Raw genomic sequence first — 19119 nt, 5'->3', positions numbered from 1 at the left:
CGGCGGGCGCGGGAAGCGGGGAAATGGAGACTGGCGTGGGTAGCCGCCTCATCATTTCTTACAAACGAAAGTCTTCAATCTTACTCCGATGCGGCGGTGCGCCCGCGCGGCGGCGGGTGGCAGCGCATGGTCAGGCCGGTTCGGGGAACACTCCCGCGGGGTCGAAGCTGTCCTTGATGCGCCTGTCGAGCGCCCGCGCGCGCGCCGGAGGAAGCGACATGGCCGCCCCGGCAGCCTCCGGCGCCGCGGGCGACGATCCGGTGGGCGAGTCCGTAGGCGATGCCGGCAGCGACTCAGGTCGCGATGCGGCTGGCATCGCGGGCGGTGATACGGACGGCAAGCCCTGCGGCGGAGCCTGCAGGACCAGGCTTTCCAGCCACGCCAGGGTACCCTCATGGCCATGCAGCAGGCATCCCAGGTTCACCGTGGCGGGCGCGGCCGGCAGCAAGGCATCCAGCCGGTAACGCGCCGGCCACACCGGCTGCTCGGCGCACCAGCGCGCTTCCTCGCCGGACGCCAGGCGGAACAACGCCGGCACCAGCTGCTGCAGGGTCGCGCTGCGCAAGGGGCGGCCATCGTCCGCGCCGAACGGACCCAGCGTTTCCGCCACGCCATCGGCCAGCAGTACGTCGGCCTCGTACACGCCCGACAGATCCCCGCGCCCGGTCGGCCAGGCCGCCGCGCGCCGGTCGGCGAACCACGCGGCCAGCGTGCGCGCCGGATCGGCGTCCGTGAATTGCGGCAGGCCGACGCCGGCCAGCTGACCGAGTGTCACGCCGGGCCCGGCGCGCCAACGCGGCACGGCACCCGGCTCGCGCACGAGCCTGTTCAAGGCCGCCGGATCCACCCATAGCACCGGCCTGCCGTCCACCGCCCCGGCCGATCCGGCCAGGGCCAGTTGCACCCCGTGCTCCAGGCAGAGCAGCCTGGCTTGCCGCACGTCGGCGCCATCGACGGGTGTCCAGCGCGCCTGCGGCGCGGCCTCGGCCGCCTGGATCACCTTGAGCTCGCCGGCGCACACCCTGCGCAGGCTGTGGCAAAACACCTGCCACGGCGTGCGCGGCGTGGCGCGGCCCATCAGAAACGCGCGTCGCGATGGCTGCATGACTACAATTCCTTTCTTCCTAATCCGCGACCGCAGCAAGCATCCGTATGTCTCCCCTCGCCGACCGTACCCATGAATTCCTGACGTTCCACGCGGTGGAGGTGTTCAAAAAAGCGCAGGCCATGCAGGCGGCGGGGCGCGACATCATCAGCCTGGGCATAGGCGAACCGGACTTTACCGCGCCCGCCCAGGTGGTGGAAGCATTGGAACGCGCCGCGCGCGCGGGCCAGAGCGGCTACAGCCCGCCCGCCGGCCTGTCCGCGCTGCGTGAACGCATCGCCGGGTTCTACACCCGTTTCGGCGCCCATGTCGATCCATCGCGCGTCATCGTGACGGCGGGCGCCTCGGGCGCGCTGTCGCTGGCATGCGCCGCCCTGGTCAATCCGGGCGACGAAGTGCTCATGCCGGACCCCTCCTATCCCGCCAACAGCAATTTCGTGCTGGCGTCGGGCGGCCGGCCGCGCCTGATACCGAGCACGCCGGCCAAGCGCTTCCAATTGTCGGCCGCGGACCTGCGCGAGCACTGGTCGTCCCGCACACGCGGGGCGATCATCGCGTCACCCAGCAATCCCACCGGCACCTCGGTGGCGCAGCCGGAGCTGGCGGAGCTGCTGGGCGAGATCGGTGCACGCGGCGGTTTCACGCTGATGGACGAAATCTACCTTGGGCTGTCCTACGACGGCCAGCCGCGCTCGGCGCTGGCCCTGGATGACGACGTCATCGTGATCAACAGCTTTTCCAAGTACTTCAATATGACAGGGTGGCGGCTGGGTTGGCTGATCGTGCCGCAGTCCATGGTGGCCACCGTGGAGAAAATGGCCGCCAGCCTGGCGATCTGCGCCCCGACCCTGGCCCAGCACGCGGCCCTGGCCTGCTTCCAGCCCGACACGCTGGCGCTTTACGAAGAGCGGCGCCTGGCGTTCCAGGCTCGCCGCGACTTCCTGCTGGAAGCCTTCGACCGCCTGGGGATCCAGGTTCCGGTCAAGCCGGATGGCGCCTTCTACATTTATGCCGACGTGGCGCGCTGGGGCATGGACAGCGCCAGCTTTGCCATGCGGCTGCTGCAGGAAGCCGGGGTGGCCGCCGTCCCGGGCCTGGATTTCGGTCCGGCGCACGCCAGCCGCACCGTGCGCTTCGCGTACACGACCGGCATGGAACAGCTGCGGGCGGCGGTGGACCGCATCGGCGGGTTCCTGGACACGCTGCGCCCTTAGAAACGACGGGCCCCGTCCCGGTCCTAGTCCCGCGCCAGCGGGATGCCCGACGCCAGCGCCAGGCGGCGGCGTTCCGCCTGCACCTTGTCGCCGTAGCCGCCGTCGTTCGCACCGCTTGCGCCGACGTAGCACGCCAAACCGCCCGGCACCGAACCCCGGCGCTTGATGCAGTCCTTCAGGATGCCGGCGCCCACGCGGATGTTGGAGACCGGGTCCAGCGCGCCCTTCTTGCCATAGGCATCGAACTTGGACTGATGCACGCTGGTCATCACCTGCATGAGGCCCTGCGCGCCCACGCTGGATTCAGCGAACGGGTTGTAGCGCGACTCGACCGCGATCACCGCCAGCAACAGCAGCGGATCGATCTTCAGCTCTCGCCCCACCTTGTACGAGGTGTTCACGAGCACCGCGGTGGCATCCGAGGCGACCTTGTACTTGCGCGAGATATAGTTGCGCAGGGCTTCGGTCTGCCCGGTGCTCACGGTTTCGGCTCTCGGCGCCGGCTTGAGTTCGGGATGAGGCAAAGGCGTAAGGAAAGCGGTCGCGTTATTGCCGGTATCCGGCACTGCCAGCGCAACGGCGCCCGGCGAACCATCTGTCCTGTTGCTATCGTCCGCGTCCAGGTCGGACAGCGTGTCGGCGTCGGCATAGGCGCTATCCGAAGATCCCGCCGGTGAAACCGTCGCGGGTGCAAGCGCCGTCAATAATGCTTTGTGTACTTGCAAGGCCTGATCGCGCAGACCAGGTAAAGCCAAACCCATGCTGACTGTGACGATGACCGCGATGCCCAGGTAGACGGAACAGATACGCAGCCATTCGCCGAGATAACGGTGAACGCCTTGTGCCAATTGCCGGAAAACCGGATAACTGGCGACTGACGCATAAGGCATTGGAGACCTCCTGCGTTTTATAGGGAAGGGGATGTTAACCTCTTATGGACTGCCCATATGTAACAAATACCGTAATTACCATGCAACGTTGGGCAACTTTGTCGAACTTCCGCGAACTCACACGCGCTCTCCCCTAGGCCTTCCGTGAAATACCGAGATTTAAGAGATTTCATCGCCCAACTCGAAGCGCGCGGCGACCTCAAGCGCATCGCCGCGCCGGTGTCCACCCATCTGGAAATGACGGAGATCGCCGATCGCGTGCTGCAAAAGGGCGGCCCCGCCCTGCTGTTCGAAAACGCGATGCACCAGGACCGTCCGGCGGGCATGCCGGTGCTGGCCAACCTGTTCGGCACACCCAGGCGCGTGGCCTGGGGCATGGGCGCGGAACAGGTCGAGGCGCTGCGCGATACCGGCGAACTGCTGGCGTCCCTGCGCGAACCCGAACCGCCCAAGGGCCTGCGCGACGCCTTCGCCAAGGTCGCGATGCTGAAGGCCGCGCTCTGGGACATGAGCCCGAAAACAGTGCGCGCCCCGGCCTGCCAGGAAATCGTGCTGGAAGGCGACGACGTGGACCTGTCGCGCCTGCCGCTGCAAAAGTGCTGGCCCGGTGACGTCGCTCCCTTGCTGACCTGGGGCCTGGTGATTACCAAGGGTCCGCGGGCACGGCGCCAGAACCTGGGAATCTACCGCCAGCAGCCGGTCGGCCGCAACAAGCTGATCATGCGCTGGCTGTCGCATCGGGGCGGCGCGCTGGACTTCCGCGAACATGCCCAGGCGCATCCCGGCCAGCCCTTTCCCATCGCTGTGGCCTTGGGCGCGGATCCGGCGACCATCCTGGGTGCCGTGACGCCCGTGCCCGACAGCCTCTCCGAATACCAGTTTGCCGGCCTGCTGCGCGGATCGCGCACCGAAGTGGCCAAGGCGCTGGGCAGCGAACTATCGGTGCCCGCCTACGCCGAAATCGTCCTGGAAGGCCATCTGCTGCCGGCCAGCGATCCGCGCGCCGTCGCGCCCGTGGTGCCCGAAGGCGTGGCGCCGCCGCCGGACACGGGTTACGAGATGGCCCTGGAAGGCCCGTACGGCGACCACACCGGCTACTACAACGAACGCGATTGGTTCCCGGTGTTCACGGTGGACCGCATCACGATGCGCCGCGATCCCATCTACCATTCCACCTATACGGGCAAGCCGCCCGACGAACCGGCGGTGCTGGGCGTGGCGCTGAACGAAGTGTTCGTGCCCCTGCTGCGCCGCCAACTGCCGGAAATCGTCGATTTCCACCTGCCGCCCGAAGGCTGCAGCTACCGCCTGGCCGTGGTGTCCATCCGCAAGCAGTACCCCGGCCACGCCAAGCGTGTCATGTTCGGGTTATGGAGCGTGCTGCGGCAGTTCATGTACACCAAGTTCATCGTGGTGGTGGACGAGGACGTCAACCCGCGCGACTGGAAAGAAGTGGTATGGGCCATGACCACCCGGATGGATCCGGTACGGGACACCACCCTGGTGGAACACACGCCCATCGACTACCTGGATTTCGCTTCGCCGGTGTCGGGCCTGGGTGGCAAGATGGGCCTGGACGCCACCAACAAATGGCCCGGCGAAACCGACCGCGAGTGGGGCCGGCCCATCGTGATGGACGCCGCCGTCAAAAATAAGGTGGACGCGATGTGGAGCCAGTTGGGTTTGTGACCTGCGCCGAACCCGCGGCGCTGGCGGCCTGGCGCGCCTTCCAGCCGCGGAACACCTGCCAACCGACCACGGCCGCGGTGCCCAGCTTCAGCAGCCGGGAGCGCTTGCCGCCCAGGAATGCGGTGGATAGCGTGGATGTGATGATGGGGTAGCGGCGCGCCAGGTTGAAGGCCTGCCAGGCCAGGCCGGGCATATTGCTCGCGCCGAAGCGCGGCACCAGGCCCTTGACCAGATGCGAAGGCGACAGGGACTGCGTCAGTCCGGCGACGTTGTGCACCAGCGCCTGGCGCTCGACCGCGGCACGGGCGCGCAGCAACTCGATGCGCACCTGGCGGTCTACCTCGGGGGACAATTTACTCATGGCGCGTCTCCCGCCGGCGGGCGGCGTGGGCTTGGCGTTCGGCTTCGGCGCGGCGTTCGGCTTCTTCTTCCTCCTGGGCCTTGATGCGCAGGTGCTCGAGCAACTGCACGTCTCGCGCCAGTTCTTCCATCGTGGCGGCGAAGGGCGCCGGGCCCTGCGTCAGCATGCGGCGCACGACCAGCAGCAGGATGACGCCCAGGATGGCATAACCGGCCGCCAGCGCGCCGAACGCCAGATAGCGTTCATCGGTGGGCCAGAAGTACACGGCCACCCAAATGGAAAATACCAGCACGGCCAGGGTCAGGAACAACAGGGCCGCGAAGGAACAGCCCAGCAGCTTGAGCAGCCGGCCTTTTTCCGCGGAGGCTTCCAGCGCCAGCAGCTCGAAACGCGTGCGCCCCAGTTCGACCAGGCTGGAGGCGACGCCGAGCAAGGATTTGCGTATGGGCATGTTCTGATGTGCGCACCGCCGGCGGGTCGAAGGATTCGCGCCCGCCGGCGGCCCGCGAGGTGAGGGTTCAGCGGCGCGCGATCAGCAGGCCCAGCAACAGGCCCGTCACGCCCGCGATGCCGATGGCCTGCCACGGATTGTCGTGCACGTAGTCATCGGTCGCGCGCGCTGCCTTGCGGCCACGCTCGACCACGGCGTCCTGCACTTCGTAAAGCGCTTCGCGGGTGCGCTTGAGCGAAGTCATCGCGCGGTCGCGCAATTCGGCGGCCTTGTCGCCGGTGCTGGCGGCGGCTTCGCGCAGCAGGCTTTCCGCATCATTCAGGCTGCTTTTGACGCTGTCGATCAGGTTGTCTTTGGCGGCGTCGGAAGATGTCGCGTTCATGTTCGCTCCTTTCTTGTTGCAAGTCCTGGACGAAAACAATGATACCAGCGGGGCTTTGCCTCAAGCCCCCTATTGCTACCGTCTGCTACGCCCACAAACGGTCTATTCGACCTTTATTTGACCTTGGTTATCTCTACCGCTGATTTGATGCCCTGCTGATCGATATCCTGCTTCATGACCAGGTTGACGGCCGGGCAATACCAATCGGTGACGGTGGTGTTGAGCGCCGGGATAGGAATGGTCAGGCCCTTGAACGTGGCCATGGTCGGATCCGTATCGCGGCGATAGGAAATCGGCCAGCAGGACTGCTGCCCCAAGGCGGTTTCCATGGTGCGGCGGGTGCCGACGGTCTTCTGGCCTATGCGCACGGTGGTGCTGGGGGTGCCGCCCACGGGCGCCTCCTTGCCGATGTTCAGGCGGAAATTCGCCCCGGGCAGCTTCTGGCCCGGCCCGCTGATCTTGCCGTCGTAGGCGAACAGGCCCAGCATGCGCAGGTCGAACTGGCCGTCCGCCGCAGGCCGTTCGCCGGCGTTTTCATACTTCACGAAGGTCGCCTTGCCGTCGCGCACGGTCATCAGATAATCCAGCTTGGATTTGCCCGGCGGCAACCCGGCATAGGAAAAAGTCGCGACGCCGCTGACGCGCGCCCGGCAGTTCTCCCCATTGCTTTTGGTTACTTCGGCAAACGCCAAATCGGCGCCCAGTTGCAAATTGCCCGAACCCGTCAGCTGAACCTGGCCGCCGTCGCGCACGAATTGAGCATCGCAGACGCCGGCTTGGGCCGCGCCCGCGGCCAGCCACATCGCGGCAGCCGCGAATGCGTACCCCAGGGCATGGGGAAGCCGGGCGCCGGCGCAGCGGCCGGGACGCGGCGGGACGGATTGCATGGGTAGGCGGTTGGGGAGCCCGGCGTCGGAAGCGGAATGCGGATACACGGTTGGAGACCTCTTCGAAAGCGGCCGCCCGTGGCGTCGGGCGGGTGCATCGATACTACACCGTGGCTGCTGCCCGCACGGGACGGGAAAACAGGACGCTTTATAGCGTCCGCCCATAAAATTCCATCTTGATATTCCAATTACTCATAAGAACATGCCTATAACTTCGTTCCTCCGCCGGGGAGCGGTTTTTTAGAATGCCCCTGTTGCCCACTTCGCGCCGCGACGGTGGGCTATGCGTCGTTTTGCCGCACCCGATACGCCGACCGCCATGAAACTATTTCCCCTGTTCGCCGACCTGAACCAGCGCCTCGTCCTGGTCGTGGGGGGCGGCGCCGTCGCCGCGCGCAAGGCCCAGGCGCTGCTGGAAGCCGGGGCCCGCGTGAAAGTGGGGGCGCCCGAGCTGAACCCGGAGCTGGCGGCGCTGGCGCAGGCTGGCAGGGTGACCCATATCCCCGGACGGTTCGACGAAGCCTGGCTGGATGACACCTGGCTGGTGGTGGCGGCCACCGATGACGAAACCGTCAACGCGCGGGTGGCGGTGGCGGCGGGCGCGCGGCGCATCCTGGCCAACGTGGTGGACGACCCCAAGCTGTCTTCCTTCCAGGTGCCGTCCATCGTTGACCGTTCCCCGCTGATCGTGGCGGTCTCGTCGTCCGGCGTGGCGCCGGTGCTGGCCCGCCGCATGCGCGAACGCATCGAATCCCTGTTCGACCACGCCCTGGGCCCCTTGGCCGAGCTGGCGGCCCGCTACCGGGCGCGCATCCGCGAACGCCGTCCGGATCTTGGCGCGCGGCGGCGCTTCTACGACACCCTGCTGGATGGCCCGGTCGCCGCGCTGCTGCGCCAGGCCCGTCCGGCGGAAGCCGAGCAGGCGCTGGAAGCCGCGCTGGAGCAGCCGCAGGAGGCGCCGGTGGGCAGCGTGGTACTGGTCGGCGCCGGCCCCGGCGACCCTGGCCTGCTGACGCTGAAGGCCCTGCGCGCCCTGAACGAGGCCGACGTCATCCTGTACGACCGTTTGATCAGCGCCGAGATCATGTCGCTGGCCCGGCGCGACGCCGAACGCATCGACGTGGGCAAGCGGCCGGGCGAAGACCACCCGGCCACCCAGGCCCGCATCCACGGCCTGATGGTCGAGCACGCCAGGCGCGGGCGCCGCGTGGTGCGGCTCAAGGGCGGCGACGCCTTCATTTTCGGACGCGGCGGCGAAGAGCTGCAATACCTGCGGGCCCACGGGGTTCCCTACGAGGTCGTGCCCGGCGTGACGGCGGCGCTGGCCTGCGCGGCGCATGCCGGCATCCCCCTGACCCATCGCGAGCACGCGCAGTCGCTGCATCTGATCACGGCCCATTGCCGCGATGACAATGCCCAGGCCATGGACTGGCAGGCCCTGGCGGGCGGCAACCAGACGCTGGCCTTCTATATGGGTGTGGGACAGTTGGAGTCCTTGTCGCGCCGCCTGCGCGAACACGGCCGCTCGGCGGACACCCCCTTCGCGCTGGTGGAAAACGGCAGCCGGCCGGAGCAGCGGGTACTGACCGGCCGGCTGGAAGACCTGGCGCCGCTGGCCCGGGCCCATGAAATACGATCGCCCGCCCTGCTGATCGTGGGCAGCGTGGCGGCGCTGGCCAATGAGCTGCACTGGTTCGGACAACATATAGACGGCATGGCCGCCGTGCCGGCGGCCTGACGCCGGCTACTCCGCCTTCTGCCGCGTACCGAAGATCCGGTCGCCCGCGTCGCCCAGGCCGGGAATGATGTAGCCGTCCTCGTTCAGCCGCTCATCGATGGATGCCGTGTAAACCTGCACGTCCGGATGTTCCCGGTCCAGGCGGGCGATGCCTTCCGGCGCGGCCACCAGCACCAGCGCGCGGATATCGCGGCACCCCGCCCGCTTCAGCATGTCGATGGTGGCGCACATCGAGCCCGCCGTCGCCAGCATGGGGTCGACGATCAGCGCCACGCGCTGGTCCAGCTCGGCCACCAGGCGCTCCAGATACGTGTGGGCCTGCAGGGTTTCCTCGTTGCGGGCGATGCCGACGACGCTGACCTTGGCGCCGGGCACCAGCGTCAGCACGCCGTCCAGCATGCCGATGCCGGCACGCAGGATGGGCACCACGGTGATTTTCTTGCCGGCCAGCTTTTCCACGTCGACCACGCCGCTCCACCCCTGTACCTGGCAGTGCTCCAGGGGCAGGTCCTTGCAGGCCTCGTAGGTCAGCAGGGCCGCGACTTCCTGCGACAGCTCGCGAAAGCTCTTGGTGCTGAGGTCGGCGCGCCGCATGATGCCGATCTTGTGGCGGATGAGCGGGTGGCGGATTTCATGCACGGGCATGGGGATACTCCGATGGCAATAGTTGGAATCGTAGCCTGTTCAGCGATCGACCAGCCACTTGATCAGCGCATCGTCGAAAGGCCGCACCGCGTCGGCGCGGTCGTCGTTGACGATGCTGACCACCACGTAGCGCTTGCCGCTCGCGCCCAGGACATAACCGGCCATGGATCGCACGTTCGCCAGCGATCCTGTCTTCAGGTGCGCCATGCCGCGGGTGTCCTTGTCGCGCAGCCGGCGGCGCACCGTGCCGTCGACGCCGGCGATCGCCAGGGAAGACATGAATTCCGGCATATAGGGCGAATTCCAGGCCACGGTCAGCATGGACGCCAGGCTGTCGGCCGACACGCGGCCCGTCCGCGACAGGCCCGAGCCATTGTCGATGACCAGCTCGGGCATGGACAGCCCTTGGCTGCCCAGGACGCGCCGCACGACGGCCGCGCCGGTGTCCGGGGTGGCGGGACGGCGGCCGCCTTCGGCGCCCAGGGTCAGCAGCAGCAGGCGCGCCATGACGTTATTGCTGCGCTTGTTGATGGTGCGGATGATGTCGCCCAGCGGCGGCGATTCGTGGGACGCCAGCGGGACCGCGTCCGGCGGCACCATGCCGGCGCGCACCTGGCCAGTGAACGTGCCGCCCATCTCGCGCCATAGCTGCCGGATGACTTCGGTGGAGAAATCGGACTGCGACAGGGCCAGCCGGTACAGGCTGAATTCGCCGCAGGAACCGGCCACCGTGCCGGTCACCCGCAAGGTAATCCCCTGCTGCGTGATGAGGGGCTCGGTCGAGACGTCCGGCGATCCAGGGCAGGCGGCGTCGCTCCATTCCACCTGGCCGCTGATGCTCACGCCGGGGAGCGGGGGGTCGATCACCGGCCGCCAGCGGCGCGCCGCCGGATCGGGGATGAACAGCAGGCGCAGGGCGCCGAAGCCGACCATGAGCGCGTCCGGACTGGCGTTGTAGGGACGGTCCGGGGCGCCGTCGAAGGCGCCGGGATCGGTGGCGACCGGGCCGAAGATCGTGCGGTCGATCACCAGGTCGTTGATCTGCCGCACGCCATGCAGGCGCAGGTCGCGCAGCAGCGTCCACAGGTCCTGCAGCATGAACAGGGGGTCGCCGCCGGCACGCAGATACAGCGGGCCGGGCAGGACGCCGCTGGCGTTCGGCCGGGCACCCGGCTGGGCCAGCAATTCGGTGCGCCACGTGTAGTTGGCCCCCAGGCTGGACAGGGCGGACCAGGTGGTGACCAGCTTCATCACCGACGCCGGATTGCGTGGCTCCTTGGCATTGATGGACAACAGGCGCTGGCCGCCCAGTTCCTGGACCACCAGCGACAGCGACCCAGAGGGCAGCTTGCTGGCTCGCCAGGTCGCAGCCAGGTCATGCGGAAGCACATTGGTTGACGCGGGCGCCAGGCCCTGGGCGACGGCGCCGCCGGGCATCAGGGCCGTTGCGGACAGGGCCATTGCGGACACAGCCATCAGACCGGCCGCGACCGATCGCCACGAAGCCGGCCACGATGCCGGCCGCGACGTGGACCACAAAGCCGGCCACAATGCCGGCCACCGCCCCGCCGTCCGTTCGCTTGCCCGTTCGCCTGCGCGTTCGCCCGCCCGTTCCGTCATTCCCGTCCGCTGTCCGCCAAAACGCCAAAAAGCGCCGAAAAGCGCAAAGAGCGCCAAGGATACCTTGCAAGCCCGGGTCATGCGCCCGGGCTACTACAATGCCGGGTTGGCTTTTTACGATTTCCACGTCCAGCGTGTCTCCGTCCCTGCCCTCTTCCCATCGCCTTTCCGATTTCGACTACGAACTGCCGCCGGAGCTGATCGCGCAGCATCCCAGCGCCGAGCGCGGCGGCAGCCGTCTGCTGCACCTGGATGCCCACGGCGAGCTGCACGACCGGCGCTTTGCCGACGTGACCGCGCTGCTGCGCCCGGGCGACCTGCTGGTGTTCAACGATACCCGCGTGATCAAGGCGCGCCTGACCGGCCACAAGGCCAGCGGCGGCAAGATAGAGGTCCTGGTCGAACGCATCACCGGCCCGCGCCGCGCCCTGGCGCACGTGCGCGCCAGCAAATCGCCCGGGCCGGGCACGGTCCTGCGGCTGGCCGACGCCTTCGATGCCGTGGTGGAAGGCCGCGCCGGCGAGCTCTTCGACCTGAGCTTCCCCGAGGATGTACTTGCCTTGCTGGACGCCCATGGCGCTACGCCGCTGCCGCCCTATATCACCCACTCGCCGGACAGCGACGACGACACCCGCTACCAGACCGTCTACGCCCGCGAACCCGGCGCGGTGGCCGCGCCCACCGCCGGCCTGCATTTCGACCAGGCCATGCTGGACCGCCTGGAAGCCATGGGCGTCGGACGGGCCTTCGTCACCCTGCACGTCGGCGCCGGCACCTTCCAGCCGGTGCGCGTGGAAAACATCGCCGATCACGTCATGCACGCCGAGTGGTACACCGTTCCGCAGGCGACGGCGGACGCCGTGGCGCGCGCCAAGGCGTCCGGCGGGCGGGTGGTGGCGGTCGGCACCACCAGCGCCCGCGCCCTGGAATCGGCCGCGGGCCAGCATCTGCCGCTGCGCGCCACCCAGGGCGATACGCGGCTGTTCATCACCCCGGGCTATCGCTTCCAGGCCCTGGACGTGCTGATCACCAATTTCCACCTGCCGCAGTCGACGCTCCTGATGATGGTGTCGGCGCTGGCGGGCATGGACCCCATCCGCCGCGCGTATGCCCACGCCGTGGCGCAACGCTACCGTTTCTTCAGCTATGGCGACGCGATGTTCATCGAAGCCGCCGCGGCCACCGCACCATGACAGGACTCGATTTCCAACTGCTGGCCACCGATGGCGGCGCCCGCCGCGGCCGCATCACGCTGAACCACGGCGTGGTCGAAACCCCCATCTTCATGCCCGTGGGCACCTACGGCAGCGTCAAGGCCATGCTGCCCCACGAGCTGGAAGAAGTCGGCGCGCAGATCGTGCTGGGCAATACCTTCCACCTGTGGCTGCGTCCGGGCACGGACATCATGGAAAAGCACGGGGGCCTGCATGGCTTCATGGGATGGAACAAGCCCATCCTGACGGACTCGGGCGGTTTCCAGGTGTTCAGCCTGCAGGGCATGCGCAAGATCACCGAAGAAGGCGTGCGCTTCGCCTCGCCCATCGACGGCGCCCGGTTGTTCCTGACGCCGGAAGAGTCCATGCGCATACAGCGCGCGCTGAACTCGGACATCGTGATGGTGTTCGACGAATGCACGCCCTACGAAATCGACGGCCGCGCCGCCACGGAAGAAGAAGCCGCGCGCTCCATGCGGATGTCGCTGCGCTGGGCGCGCCGCTCGCGCGACGCCTTCGACGGCTTGGCGAATCCCAATGCGCTGTTCGGCATCGTCCAGGGCGGGATGTACGAACGCCTGCGCGACGAATCGCTGGCGGGCCTGCTGGACATCGGCTTCCACGGCTACGCGATCGGCGGCCTGTCCGTGGGCGAGCCCAAGGAAGACATGATGCGCATCCTGGCGCACGTGGCGCCGCGCCTGCCGGCCCAGGCCCCCCGCTACCTGATGGGCGTGGGCACGCCGGAAGACCTGGTGGCCGGCGTGGCGCAGGGCGTCGACATGTTCGACTGCGTCATGCCGACGCGCAACGCACGCAATGGCTGGCTTTTCACCCGCTACGGCGACGTCAAGATCCGCAATGCGCGCTACCGCGACGATACCCGGCCGCTGGACCCCAGCTGCGCCTGCCACACCTGCCGGCACTTCACGCGGGCCTACCTGCACCATTTGCAGCGCGCCAACGAAATCACCGGCGCGCGGCTGAATACGCTGCACAATCTGCATTTCTACCTGACGCTGATGGGCGAGATGCGCGCAGCCATCGCCGCCGGCCGCTTCGAGGCCTGGCGGGCACAGTTCGCGGCCGACCGGGCGCGCGGGGTGGACTAGCGGACGGCCGCCCCCCGTCCCCGCCGGGCGCGGGCGGCGGCGGGGGCCTGCCCCGGGCGGGCGGCTTCGCTACAATAGCGGGCTGCCTAATATGCGCAGGCTCGCGAAAAACCCAAAACCAGACCAAAAACCGATAACCGGATCCGCATGACGGATTCCACAGGAGTATCCCGATGTCCTTCATGACCGACAACCTGGGCGTGGTCATCGCCCAAGCCGCCCCGGAAAGCGCGCTGATGAACTTCCTGCCGATCGTGCTGATGTTCGTCATCCTGTATTTCCTGATGATCCGTCCGCAGATGAAGCGCCAGAAGGAACATCGCAACCTGCTGGCCGCGCTGAGCAAGGGCGACGAAGTGGTCACCGCCGGCGGCGTGCTGGGCAAGGTCACCCGCGTCACCGACACCTACATCACGGTGGAAATCTCCGAGTCCGCGGACAAGCCCGTCGAAGTCGTCGTGCAGAAGAGCGCCGTGTCGACCGTGCTGCCCAAGGGAACCATCAAGGCGCTGTAAGCGTCCCAGCATGCCGGGCCGGCGGCGCAGCAGCCGCTCGACCCGGCGCGCAGCGTCCCGGCTTTTCGCCTCAACCGTCTTTCTTCACCTACAAGTAGCCGGCCATGAACCGCTATCCCCTCTGGAAGTACCTTACGGTCCTGATCGCGGTCGTCATCGGCCTGTTGTATACGCTGCCCAATTTCTACGGCGAATCCCCCGCGGTACAGATTTCCAGTGCGAAAGCGACGGTCAAGGTCGACAACGCCCTGCTGGGCACGGTGGAACAGATCCTCGCCCAGGCGAAGATCCCCACGACCGGCGCCTACTATGAGCAGAACGGGCCGCTGGGCACCATCCGCGCGCGTTTCGGCTCCACGGATCAGCAGCTGCAGGCGCGCGACCTGATCGACAAGACGCTCAATACCGTGCCGGGCGATCCCCACTACACGGTGGCGCTGAACCTGCTGCCGGCTTCGCCCGAATGGATGCGGGCGCTGGGCTGGTTCGAACCCAAGCCCATGTACCTGGGGCTGGACCTGCGCGGCGGCGTGTACTTCCTGCTGCAGATCGACATGCAGGGCGCACTGACCGCCCGCTACGACTCCCTGGCCGCCGACGTGCGCAGCGTGCTGCGCGACCAGGACGTGCCGGGCGTGACCGTCGACCGCACGGGCCAGGCTGTCACCGCCGCCTTCCCCAACGCCGACAGCCGCGACAAGGCCGTTGGCATCCTGCGGTCGCGCATGCCCGACCTGCAATTCGTCGACCAGAACGACGGCGGCAAGCCGCAGCTGGTCGGCACGCTCAGCCAGGCGTCCATCACCCGGGTGCAGGAAACCGCGCTGAGCCAGAACATCAATACGCTGCACAACCGGATCAACGAACTGGGCGTGGCCGAACCGGTCATCCAGCAGCAGGGCAACGACCGTATCGTCGTGCAGCTGCCCGGCGTGCAGGACGTGGCCAAGGCCAAGGAACTGCTGGGCCGCACCGCCACGCTGGAAATCCGCATGGTGGACGACTCGCCGTCGGCCCAGGCCGCGCTGGCCGCCAATACCGTGCCCTTCGGCCTGGAACGCTATACCGACCGCGACGGCCGTCCGCTGCTGGTGCGCCGCCAGGTCATCCTGACCGGCGAAAACCTGCAGGACGCCCAGCCCGGCCGTGACCAGCAGACCCAGCAGGCCGCGGTGCACCTGACGCTGGACGCCAAGGGCGCGCGCATCTTCCGCGACGTCACGCGCGACAACGTGGGCAAGCGCATGGCCATCCTGCTGTTCGAAAACGGCAAGGGCGAAGTGGTCACGGCGCCGGTCATCCGCGGCGAGATCCCCGGCGGCCAGGTGCAGATCTCCGGCAGCATGAGCGCCGAGGAAGCCGCCGATACCGCGCTGCTGCTGCGCGCCGGCGCCCTTGCCGCGCCGATGTCCATCATCGAAGAACGCACCATCGGCCCGAGCCTGGGCGCGGACAACATCGCCAAGGGCTTCGCGTCCACGCTGTACGGCTTCCTGGCGATCGCCGTCTTCATCATCGTCTATTACCGCCTGTTCGGTGTGTTCTCCACCATCGGCCTGGCGGTGAACGTGCTGCTGCTGCTGGCGCTGCTGTCCATGCTGCAGGCCACGCTGACCCTGCCTGGCATCGCGGCCATCGCGCTGACACTGGGCATGGCCATCGACTCGAACGTGCTGATCAACGAACGGATACGGGAAGAACTGCGCAACGGCGCTTCGCCGCAGCAGGCCATCCACCACGGTTTCGAACGAGCCTGGGGCACCATCCTGGATTCGAACCTGACCACGCTGATCGTCGGCCTGGCGCTGCTGGCCTTCGGCTCCGGCCCCATCCGCGGCTTCGCGGTGGTGCACTGCCTGGGCATCCTGACGTCCATGTTCTCGTCGGTGGTCGGCGTGCGTGCGCTGGCGAACCTGTGGTACGGGCGGCGCAAGAAACTGGCCAGCGTGTCCATCGGCCAAGTGTGGAAACCGTCGGACGACGCCAAGGCCAAGGCCTGATCCAAGTACGGCAATAGAACCGGCAACCGAACAAAGCAAGGCGAATCATGGAATTTTTCCGCATACACCGCACCATCCCGTTCATGCGGCATGCGCTGGTGCTCAACATCATCAGCGCCATCACCTTCCTGTTGGCGGTCTTTTTCATCCTGACGCGCGGTTTCCACCTGTCCATCGAATTCACCGGCGGTACGGTGATGGAAGTCAGCTACGCGCAGACGGCGCAGCTGGAGAAGGTGCGCGGGTCCGTGGCCAAGCTGGGCTATGCGGACTTCCAGGTGCAGAACTTCGGCACGTCGCGCGACGTGCTGATCCGCCTGCCGCTGCAGGCCGGGCAAACGTCTTCGCAGCAAAGCGACGCGGTGTTGAAGTCCCTGAAGGCCGACGATCCTTCCGTCGAACTGCGCCGGGTGGAATACGTGGGCCCGCAGGTGGGCCAGGAGCTGGTGCACAACGGCCTGATGGCGCTGCTGTTCGTGGTGCTGGGCATCGTCATCTACCTGGGGATCCGCTTCGAATGGAAGTTCGCGCTAGCGGGAGTCGTGGCCAACCTGCATGACGTGGTCATCATCCTGGGCTTCTTCGCGTTCTTCCAGTGGGAATTTTCGCTGTCGGTGCTGGCGGGCGTGCTGGCGGTGCTGGGGTATTCGGTCAACGAATCCGTGGTGATCATGGACCGGATCCGTGAGAACTTCCGCAAGCAGCGCAAGGCTTCGGTGCAGGAAGTCATCAACGGCGCCATCACGCAGACCATCTCGCGGACCATCATCACGCACGGTTCCACGCAGATGATGGTGCTGTCCATGCTGTTCTTCGGCGGCCCGACCCTGCACTACTTCGCGATGGCGCTGACCATCGGCATCTGGTTCGGCATCTATTCGTCGGTCTTCGTGGCCGCGGCGCTGGCCATGTGGTTCGGCGTCAAGCGCGAAGACCTGGTCAAGCCGGCCAAGAAGGACGGCCCCGAAGTCGCCTGATCTCGCAACCGCCGCCGGGAACGCGCCGCCCGCCGCGGGCGGCGCACCGTTGATCGGGGGTTACGCGTGGCGCATCCGTCATATTGCCGCGCTGGCGAACCGGGAAGATAATTCCCGGTATGGAAGCCGCCGCCCAGCCCCGCCGAAGATTTCACTCCAGGCTCGAAGCCATCGAAGCCAGCATGGACTGCCGGATCTCGCGCATTGAAGATCACACACGCGAGATAAAGGAAACCTTCAGGGAAGCCATCAAGGATATCCGTGCGGAAACTCAAGAGATCCGCACCGACATGAAGGAAATGCGCGCCGAAATGCGGGCGGAGCTGAAAGAGGTCAACACCAAGATAACGGGCTTCAAGATAGCGCTCTTCACGACGGCGGTTGCCGTCGTGCTGGGTATAGCCTCATTCAATGCCGCGCTGACGTCGAACATGCTCAGCGCCTTCCAGGCCGGCACACAGGACGCGACGCAGAAAGCGCCCGCCGAAGCGCCTGCACAGGCCCGCTAGCGGCGCGCCGAAACAGCCGCACCGCCGCCAGCAAGGCCGGGTTTTACGCCGGGCAGTTCATCTTCGTGGCCAACTGCCCCATATCGTCGGCGACCCAATCCCAGTCCTGTTCCGCGCGTAGATTGGTCTTTTGGTCCGGCCCGTATTCCGTGGGCCGCAGGACGAATGCGGTATGGAAACCGCACTTGCGCGCGGCGGCCAGGTCGGAGTTGTGGGCAGCGACCATGCAGATTTCTTCCGGACGCAGGTCCAGCACTTCCGCGGTGCGCAGATAGGCCTCTGGGGAAGTCTTGTACGCCTTGACCACTTCCGCGCCCAGGATGGCATCCCAGGGCAGGCCGGCGCCCTTGGCCATGTCCGTCATCAGCCGGATATTGCCGTTGGACATCGGCGCGATGATGAAGCGTTGCTTCAACCTCCTCAGGCCCGCGACCGAATCGGGCCACGGGTCCAGCCGGTGCCAGATCAGGTTCAGGTCGTTAAGCGTTTCCTCGGACAGCGCGCCGACGTCGAGCTTGTAGTCCGCCAGCAGGGCTTCCAGGTTTTCGCGATGCAACACGTCCAGTTTGACGAAGGGACGTCGACCGGAGCGCACCTCGTCCAGCGCGGGCTGGTACTTCTTGCGCCAGGCATTGGCGACGTCGTGCGGATCGTCCTGGATGCCATGCTGCTCCAGGAATGGCCGCAACTGCCGCGCGACGCTGGTGCGCCAGTCCACCACCGTTCCGAACACATCGAACAGCAGCGCCTTGATCGTATCTTCCTTGGCCATGGTCTCCATCCTTGCATCGAGTAAGTTCGATGCCGAAGTCTACCGCTGGTGATACGCTCGCGGCTTAATCGTCGCTGAACCGATATCCAACGAATCTGGCGTGCTGCGACGTCCTGGCGTGCTCATCGCGCCAGGCAGCGGCCAGGACTGGCGCCACGCTGGCGGCGCCGACCTTCAGCGTTCTTCGTGCGCCAGTCTTGCGCTAACCCGCCGCGCCAGGTCCAGCATGGGGTCGCTGGACGGATACAGCTCGTGCCTGCCCACGATGGGGAAGCTGTGGCCCTTCCAGAACTGCCCGGGATCGAAGCGGAACTTGGCCACCAGGCGCCGCCCGAAATCCATTTCGTGATGCAGGTACAGCGCCTTCTGCCCGATGCCTGACATCTCCGGATATTCGCCCAGCAGATAGCCTTCCTGCAGATGCGGCCGCGCGGCGGATGGCGGGCAGACGCTGGACAGGCGGATGGTCTGCAGGCCGGATTCGGCGCTGACGGTAATGCCGCCGCTCAGATACGGCACGCCTACGACGAAGACATAGGCCTCGTCCCGCGCATCGTGGCTGGCGAACGATGCCGCCACGCGCAGCGAGTGCGTGACGTCGAGCAGCGGCGTGGCGCAGATTTCGTAATGCTGCAGGATCGCCCAGCGCACCATGCCGTGGCGGCCCACGCGTTCCAGGCCCAGGAAGCCCGCCCCCAGGTATTCCTCGGCCAGGATTTTTTCGGCCGCGGTCAACCTGGCGTAGCGTTTACGCAGCTCGTCCAGACTGGGGTTCTTGCCGCCGTTGCCGCGCAGTATCGTCGGCTTCAGCGATGTGTAGCCGGCACGATTGCGATGGTCGGCCGCCTGGCCGCGGAACAGCAGGATGTGGTCGCGGTTGTGGAACTGCAGTTCGGCGATCCTGGTGGCCAGCTCGAAGTACGAGCCGACCGGATAGGCGTCGGCCTTGCGATAGTCCTGCCGCTGCACCACGGTCGCCACCGGCGAGCCGCCGGTGAACGACCACAGCTTGTACTCGGTGATGGTCTCCAAGCGCCG

General features: G+C 67.0%; 19 protein-coding genes. 9 read left to right on the top strand and 10 right to left on the bottom strand.

Annotation, left to right across the window (positions count from 1 at the left end):
• Positions 1-130 precede the first annotated feature (130 nt).
• Entirely contained in the window at positions 131-1105 is a 975-nt protein-coding gene (locus tag CAL12_RS04990; RefSeq protein ID WP_086063479.1) for a hypothetical protein, read from the bottom strand.
• A gap of 47 nt (positions 1106-1152) precedes the next feature.
• Between CAL12_RS04990 and CAL12_RS04985 the strand changes: the two genes are divergently transcribed.
• Complete coding sequence (locus CAL12_RS04985; RefSeq protein ID WP_086063478.1) at positions 1153-2319, top strand: pyridoxal phosphate-dependent aminotransferase; 1167 nt, start codon at positions 1153-1155, stop codon at positions 2317-2319.
• Positions 2320-2342: 23 nt separating this feature from the next.
• Here CAL12_RS04985 and CAL12_RS04980 read toward each other — a convergent pair whose 3' ends face one another.
• Positions 2343-3209: a transglycosylase SLT domain-containing protein gene (locus tag CAL12_RS04980; RefSeq protein ID WP_086063477.1), complete on the bottom strand. Its 867-nt coding sequence runs from the start codon at positions 3207-3209 to the stop codon at positions 2343-2345.
• A gap of 144 nt (positions 3210-3353) precedes the next feature.
• Here CAL12_RS04980 and ubiD point away from each other — a divergent pair, with 144 nt between their 5' ends.
• Complete coding sequence (gene ubiD / locus CAL12_RS04975) at positions 3354-4898, top strand: 4-hydroxy-3-polyprenylbenzoate decarboxylase (RefSeq protein WP_086063476.1); 1545 nt, start codon at positions 3354-3356, stop codon at positions 4896-4898.
• On the opposite strand, the gene CAL12_RS04970 is transcribed toward ubiD, so the two are convergent.
• The 4 genes from CAL12_RS04970 to CAL12_RS04955 all read right to left on the bottom strand — a co-directional run bounded on the left by CAL12_RS04970 (position 4855) and on the right by CAL12_RS04955 (position 6895).
• Positions 4855-5259, bottom strand: a complete 405-nt coding sequence (locus tag CAL12_RS04970; RefSeq protein ID WP_232464713.1) for a hypothetical protein — start codon at positions 5257-5259, stop codon at positions 4855-4857. The two genes, ubiD and CAL12_RS04970, sit on opposite strands and share 44 nt — an antisense overlap.
• Complete coding sequence (locus CAL12_RS04965; RefSeq protein ID WP_086063475.1) at positions 5252-5710, bottom strand: phage holin family protein; 459 nt, start codon at positions 5708-5710, stop codon at positions 5252-5254. The genes CAL12_RS04970 and CAL12_RS04965 overlap by 8 nt, the downstream gene beginning before the upstream one ends.
• A 67-nt stretch (positions 5711-5777) precedes the next feature.
• Positions 5778-6092 carry a DUF883 family protein gene (locus tag CAL12_RS04960; RefSeq protein WP_086063474.1) on the bottom strand — a complete coding sequence of 105 codons (315 nt, stop codon included), beginning with the start codon at positions 6090-6092 and terminating at the stop codon, positions 5778-5780.
• A gap of 113 nt (positions 6093-6205) precedes the next feature.
• Positions 6206-6895 carry a hypothetical protein gene (locus CAL12_RS04955; protein ID WP_086063473.1) on the bottom strand — a complete coding sequence of 230 codons (690 nt, stop codon included), beginning with the start codon at positions 6893-6895 and terminating at the stop codon, positions 6206-6208.
• Positions 6896-7298: 403 nt separating this feature from the next.
• On the opposite strand from CAL12_RS04955, the gene cysG reads away from it, so the two are divergent.
• Positions 7299-8717, top strand: a complete 1419-nt coding sequence (gene cysG, locus CAL12_RS04950; protein WP_086063472.1) for a siroheme synthase CysG — start codon at positions 7299-7301, stop codon at positions 8715-8717.
• 6 nt (positions 8718-8723) lie between these two features.
• Here the strand turns inward: cysG and upp are convergent, their stop codons facing one another.
• Both upp and dacB read right to left on the bottom strand, forming a co-directional pair.
• The gene (gene upp, locus CAL12_RS04945; RefSeq protein ID WP_086063471.1) at positions 8724-9362 is read right to left on the bottom strand and encodes a uracil phosphoribosyltransferase; all 639 of its coding nucleotides are present in this window, start codon (positions 9360-9362) and stop codon (positions 8724-8726) included.
• Positions 9363-9401: 39 nt separating this feature from the next.
• Positions 9402-10838 (bottom strand): D-alanyl-D-alanine carboxypeptidase/D-alanyl-D-alanine endopeptidase, encoded by a 1437-nt coding sequence (gene dacB / locus CAL12_RS04940; RefSeq protein WP_086063470.1) that lies wholly within the window; start codon positions 10836-10838, stop codon positions 9402-9404.
• A gap of 278 nt (positions 10839-11116) precedes the next feature.
• Here dacB and queA point away from each other — a divergent pair, with 278 nt between their 5' ends.
• The 6 genes from queA (at position 11117) to CAL12_RS04910 (ending at position 17309) form a co-directional block, all read left to right on the top strand.
• Positions 11117-12175 (top strand): tRNA preQ1(34) S-adenosylmethionine ribosyltransferase-isomerase QueA, encoded by a 1059-nt coding sequence (gene queA / locus CAL12_RS04935; RefSeq protein WP_420042753.1) that lies wholly within the window; start codon positions 11117-11119, stop codon positions 12173-12175.
• Positions 12172-13308, top strand: coding sequence for a tRNA guanosine(34) transglycosylase Tgt (tgt, locus tag CAL12_RS04930; RefSeq protein ID WP_086063468.1), 1137 nt, complete (start codon positions 12172-12174; stop codon positions 13306-13308). The genes queA and tgt overlap by 4 nt, the downstream gene beginning before the upstream one ends.
• Positions 13309-13490: 182 nt before the next feature.
• A complete protein-coding gene (gene yajC, locus CAL12_RS04925) occupies positions 13491-13823 on the top strand; it encodes a preprotein translocase subunit YajC (protein ID WP_373454447.1) in 333 nt (110 codons plus the stop codon).
• Between the two features lie 104 nt (positions 13824-13927).
• The gene (gene secD, locus CAL12_RS04920) at positions 13928-15823 is read left to right on the top strand and encodes a protein translocase subunit SecD (RefSeq protein WP_086063466.1); all 1896 of its coding nucleotides are present in this window, start codon (positions 13928-13930) and stop codon (positions 15821-15823) included.
• Positions 15824-15870: 47 nt separating this feature from the next.
• Complete coding sequence (gene secF, locus CAL12_RS04915; RefSeq protein WP_086063465.1) at positions 15871-16800, top strand: protein translocase subunit SecF; 930 nt, start codon at positions 15871-15873, stop codon at positions 16798-16800.
• Between the two features lie 119 nt (positions 16801-16919).
• Positions 16920-17309: a hypothetical protein gene (locus tag CAL12_RS04910; RefSeq protein ID WP_086063464.1), complete on the top strand. Its 390-nt coding sequence runs from the start codon at positions 16920-16922 to the stop codon at positions 17307-17309.
• Positions 17310-17352: 43 nt separating this feature from the next.
• Here CAL12_RS04910 and CAL12_RS04905 read toward each other — a convergent pair whose 3' ends face one another.
• Both CAL12_RS04905 and CAL12_RS04900 read right to left on the bottom strand, forming a co-directional pair.
• A complete protein-coding gene (locus CAL12_RS04905) occupies positions 17353-18081 on the bottom strand; it encodes a haloacid dehalogenase type II (RefSeq protein WP_232464712.1) in 729 nt (242 codons plus the stop codon).
• Positions 18082-18255: 174 nt separating this feature from the next.
• Positions 18256-19113, bottom strand: a complete 858-nt coding sequence (locus CAL12_RS04900; RefSeq protein WP_157792891.1) for an FRG domain-containing protein — start codon at positions 19111-19113, stop codon at positions 18256-18258.
• Positions 19114-19119: the final 6 nt, after the last annotated feature.

Origin of the sequence: Bordetella genomosp. 8, from assembly GCF_002119685.1 — a bacterium.
GTDB lineage: Bacteria > Pseudomonadota > Gammaproteobacteria > Burkholderiales > Burkholderiaceae_B > Bordetella_C.
This window is presented reverse-complemented; position numbering and strand designations above follow the sequence as displayed.

Bases quoted from the DNA above. Each gene is read 5' to 3' on its own strand.
- dacB (WP_086063470.1), bottom strand. From the start codon at position 10,838: ATGGCTGTGTCCGCAATGGCCCTGTCCGCAACGGCCCTGATGCCCGGC.
- CAL12_RS04960 (WP_086063474.1), bottom strand. From the start codon at position 6,092: ATGAACGCGACATCTTCCGACGCCGCCAAAGACAACCTGATCGACAGC.
- CAL12_RS04910 (WP_086063464.1), top strand. From the start codon at position 16,920: ATGGAAGCCGCCGCCCAGCCCCGCCGAAGATTTCACTCCAGGCTCGAA.
- secF (WP_086063465.1), top strand. From the start codon at position 15,871: ATGGAATTTTTCCGCATACACCGCACCATCCCGTTCATGCGGCATGCG.
- CAL12_RS04970 (WP_232464713.1), bottom strand. From the start codon at position 5,259: ATGAGTAAATTGTCCCCCGAGGTAGACCGCCAGGTGCGCATCGAGTTG.
- CAL12_RS04905 (WP_232464712.1), bottom strand. From the start codon at position 18,081: ATGGCCAAGGAAGATACGATCAAGGCGCTGCTGTTCGATGTGTTCGGA.
- CAL12_RS04990 (WP_086063479.1), bottom strand. From the start codon at position 1,105: ATGCAGCCATCGCGACGCGCGTTTCTGATGGGCCGCGCCACGCCGCGC.
- yajC (WP_373454447.1), top strand. From the start codon at position 13,491: ATGACCGACAACCTGGGCGTGGTCATCGCCCAAGCCGCCCCGGAAAGC.
- CAL12_RS04965 (WP_086063475.1), bottom strand. From the start codon at position 5,710: ATGCCCATACGCAAATCCTTGCTCGGCGTCGCCTCCAGCCTGGTCGAA.
- upp (WP_086063471.1), bottom strand. From the start codon at position 9,362: ATGCCCGTGCATGAAATCCGCCACCCGCTCATCCGCCACAAGATCGGC.
- CAL12_RS04955 (WP_086063473.1), bottom strand. From the start codon at position 6,895: ATGTGGCTGGCCGCGGGCGCGGCCCAAGCCGGCGTCTGCGATGCTCAA.
- tgt (WP_086063468.1), top strand. From the start codon at position 12,172: ATGACAGGACTCGATTTCCAACTGCTGGCCACCGATGGCGGCGCCCGC.
- secD (WP_086063466.1), top strand. From the start codon at position 13,928: ATGAACCGCTATCCCCTCTGGAAGTACCTTACGGTCCTGATCGCGGTC.
- CAL12_RS04985 (WP_086063478.1), top strand. From the start codon at position 1,153: ATGTCTCCCCTCGCCGACCGTACCCATGAATTCCTGACGTTCCACGCG.
- cysG (WP_086063472.1), top strand. From the start codon at position 7,299: ATGAAACTATTTCCCCTGTTCGCCGACCTGAACCAGCGCCTCGTCCTG.
- CAL12_RS04980 (WP_086063477.1), bottom strand. From the start codon at position 3,209: ATGCCTTATGCGTCAGTCGCCAGTTATCCGGTTTTCCGGCAATTGGCA.